Raw genomic sequence first — 3488 nt, forward strand, 5'->3', positions numbered from 1 at the left:
AATTGATGATGCCCTTCGAATAACCCCGAATAATGTTGATTCAACCATGGGCGCTGCGCACCCAACGGCGCATTACGGCCTTCGGCCTAACGGCGCCCTACGATTTGGTGGTGCATTACAAATTGACGGGGCATTGTGTTTAATCGAAAAATTGCATGTTGATGCGTAGGTCACGGTTCGCGAAGCGAATCTGACGCCGAGGGCGAAGCCCTCGTGTGACACCAACGCAATTGGGCGAAGCCCTCGTGTTACACCAACGCAATTGGGCGAGACCCTCGTTTGTCCCCGATGAATTTTGGTTGAATCATGGGCGCTGCGCACCCAACGGCGCATTACGGCCTTCGGCCTAACGGCGCCCTACATTTGGCGCGCATGGTTTTAATGGAACTTGCTTTAACCATGGGTGCTGAGCTCCCATGGCACATTACGATTTGGTGGCTAAATGCCAAAACCAAATATCAAACCTAAGCCGATAACAAGGTAAATGGCTTTTCGTAACATTGCATAAGGCGCAATCAATGCCATGGATATGAAATACAATGCCAAGGCAATTTTTAACGCGGCTAATACCGCTAATAAGGGCTGGTTACCTAAATCAATCAATGAAGGGTTGACGACCATAGCCAAAGGAATAAGGTATAAGCCGACCCCTAACATCATGGCGGTGCCTGCGACTTTCAACCAATTTTCTTTGACCATACCCGCTGCTATAAACACGCTGCCACACACTGGCGGGGTAATGGTTGATAACAGGGCAAACCAAAACACGAACAAATGTGCCTGCAACGCTGACAGCCCTAATTGCGACAACGCAGGGCCCGCAACAGAAATACAAATAACATAAGCAGCGGTGGTGGGCACTTCCATTCCAAGGATCAAACAAGCAATAGCGGTCAGCAATATGGCCAGCCACAGCATGCCAGATGACCCGGAAATAATGAGCGAGGTAATTTTCACCCCTAACCCAGTGATTGATAGTACTCCCACGACAATCGACGCACACAGGATGATAGACGCAATCATGGCAATTTGTTTACCCGCATTCATGCCAACATCTTCAAGCCGAGTCCAAATTTGCTTCTTATCAGACACCCCTTTGGCATTAAAAAACAATAAAGCAGCAGCACCAAAGATTGCGATACTGGCCGCGAACTGAGGAGTATAAGCAGGTCCAAACATGCCCCATAGCAGCAAACCAAACGGAATCATAAAAAAACTGCAAGTGATCATTAGCTGCTTGGTTGATGGCCGTTGGTCTTTGCTTACTGCCTTTAAATCGTGCTTGAGCGCAAACGCATCAATGCCGACCCATACCGCCCAAAAGTACAAAATGGCAGGCAAAATGGCCGCCAGCATAATGCTCTGATAAGGAATTCCTGTTAACTCCACCATCACGAACGCACCTGCGCCCATTAAGGGTGGCATGATTTGACCTCCAGACGATGCTACTGCCTCGGTCGCTCCCGCCAAAGATTTTGGGTAACCTAAATTACGCATAGCAGGCAGGGTAATCGCACCGGTTGAGGCAACATTCGCAGAGGCAGAGCCCGAAATAGAACCAAACAAAGCCGAAGAAATAACCGATACCTTTGCTGCTCCACCTTTTAGTCGCCCTGCGGCTGTGACCGCTAAATTCATAAAGCCTTGGCCAGCTTCCCCTGCATTTAATACCGCACCAAAGATCACAAAAATGGCAACTATGCTTACCGACACACCAGTCAGCTTACCCCAAATACCGCCTTCGGCAATGGTCAAGGTGCCTAAAAAGCTACCGATTGGCAAACCAGGATGCCCAAACTCGCCAGGAATCAAATGGCCAAACAAGCCATACGCCAACGCCAAAGCCGCAACCAGAGGCAAGGGCCAACCAATACTGCGACGAGCCATTTCTAAAACACAAACCAGCAATATCCCAGCAATCCAAAGCTGGTACTGTTCACCAATATAGCCGTATTGATCCGCTAAAAAGTCAGCGTTATAGGCAACCCAACCGGTTGCCAACAAACCTAATATCGTAAACACATAACCCGTGTATTTCTGCCATGAAGTACTGCTAATGAAAATAAAAGCCCATGGCAAAGCCAGTGCCATATGCAAGGGGCGGCTAACCAAGTTAGGCACTAGGCCGGAAAAAATTAAGGTAAGGTGAAAAATAATGCTGATGAAGCCAAAACCGGCCCAAAAGTACTTACTAGGCATAGTGATGGCCCATTATCAGTTTTTGAGAAGAAAAATTGCTTAGGAATAACAAGGGCCTAACGACACGCTAGGCCCAAAACACGAATTAATTATTGTTGATTTGCCGTTAACTCTACGCCCATTTCTTGATAGTAACGCGCTGCGCCTGGGTGTATTTTACCCTGAATATTTTCTAGCATCTGGGTAGAAACACCGCCCCACCATGGAGAAGTATCCGACATGGCTTGCTTCTGGCCCCAGTAGGCTTTCGTTAGAGTATAAGCTGTCTCATTGTCCATCGCTGTCGTTGTGTAAGCAACAACAGGCAATGAGGTTGTTGAAATATCTGCGGCTTGCCCACTATAAGTGCCTGCAGGAATCACCAACTTAGTTCGCTTAGTTTGAGCAATTTGCTCATCAGAAAGAGACAACACTTTTACACCGGTACCGGCAGCGGCTTCAATCACATTTGGTGCAGGGAAAGAGCCCGCCGTGACAAATCCATCTATTTGGCCATTTTTAAGGGCAGAGACCGCGTTCGACAATTCCACTTTCGACAGATTGATCTTACCTTCAAGGCCAAACATCTTAATGTACTTCGCACCTTCGTTCGCACCAAAAGAGCCTTTACCTAACAGAATGTCTTTACCTTCTAACTGGGCAAAGCTTTCAATCCCACTTTTATCAGAAACGACAAAATGCATGGTTAAAGAAGGAATGGGGAACAACGCACGGATTTCATTGAACTTAGGGTTAGCACGATTTTTAAACATCGCCTTACCGCTTTGAGCTAAGCTCACCAACGCAGGGGGAGTCGTGAACACATAATTACCACCACGAAAAGCCGTTTCCATCACGTTTTGTACCGAGCCTTGGCTTTCTTCAACCGTGACAATCACCTCGCTGTCCGTATCCTTCTTCACAGCTTGGGCAATTTCCACCGCCATTTGATAATACGAAGAGCTCGTTTTTGCAGACTTATAAGTAATTTGAGTTTGCGCAGACACCCCTTGCGCTACAGCCAAACCCAGCACAGTACCTAACAACGCTTTATGGAATTTCATCTTCGACCTTCTTTGGTGTTATTGTTTCCCCAGAATAGTACCAAAGAAAACCACCAAACCGTAATGCGCATTGCATTAAAAAATCAAATTTCATTCAAATCATGCGCCACCAAATCACCAAACCGCAGGCCGTAATGCGCCGTTGGATGCGCAGCACCCATGATTCAAGCAAAATTCCATTGAAAACATGCGCCACCAAATCACCAAACCGTAGGGCGCCGTTAGGCCGCAGGCCGTAATGCGCCG

General features: G+C 47.5%; 2 protein-coding genes. Both read right to left on the reverse strand.

Annotated elements, in window-relative coordinates:
* Window positions 1-438: 438 nt before the first annotated feature.
* Window positions 439-2199, reverse strand: coding sequence for a TRAP transporter permease (locus tag ACYVGZ_RS12415; protein ID WP_460756014.1), 1761 nt, complete (start codon window positions 2197-2199; stop codon window positions 439-441).
* 89 nt (window positions 2200-2288) lie between these two features.
* Window positions 2289-3242 carry a TAXI family TRAP transporter solute-binding subunit gene (locus ACYVGZ_RS12420; RefSeq protein ID WP_460756017.1) on the reverse strand — a complete coding sequence of 318 codons (954 nt, stop codon included), beginning with the start codon at window positions 3240-3242 and terminating at the stop codon, window positions 2289-2291.
* Window positions 3243-3488 lie beyond the last annotated feature (246 nt).

Source organism: Marinomonas epiphytica (genome assembly GCF_054780655.1).

Bases quoted from the DNA above. Each gene is read 5' to 3' on its own strand.
- ACYVGZ_RS12415 (WP_460756014.1), bottom strand. From the start codon at position 2,199: ATGCCTAGTAAGTACTTTTGGGCCGGTTTTGGCTTCATCAGCATTATT.
- ACYVGZ_RS12420 (WP_460756017.1), bottom strand. From the start codon at position 3,242: ATGAAATTCCATAAAGCGTTGTTAGGTACTGTGCTGGGTTTGGCTGTA.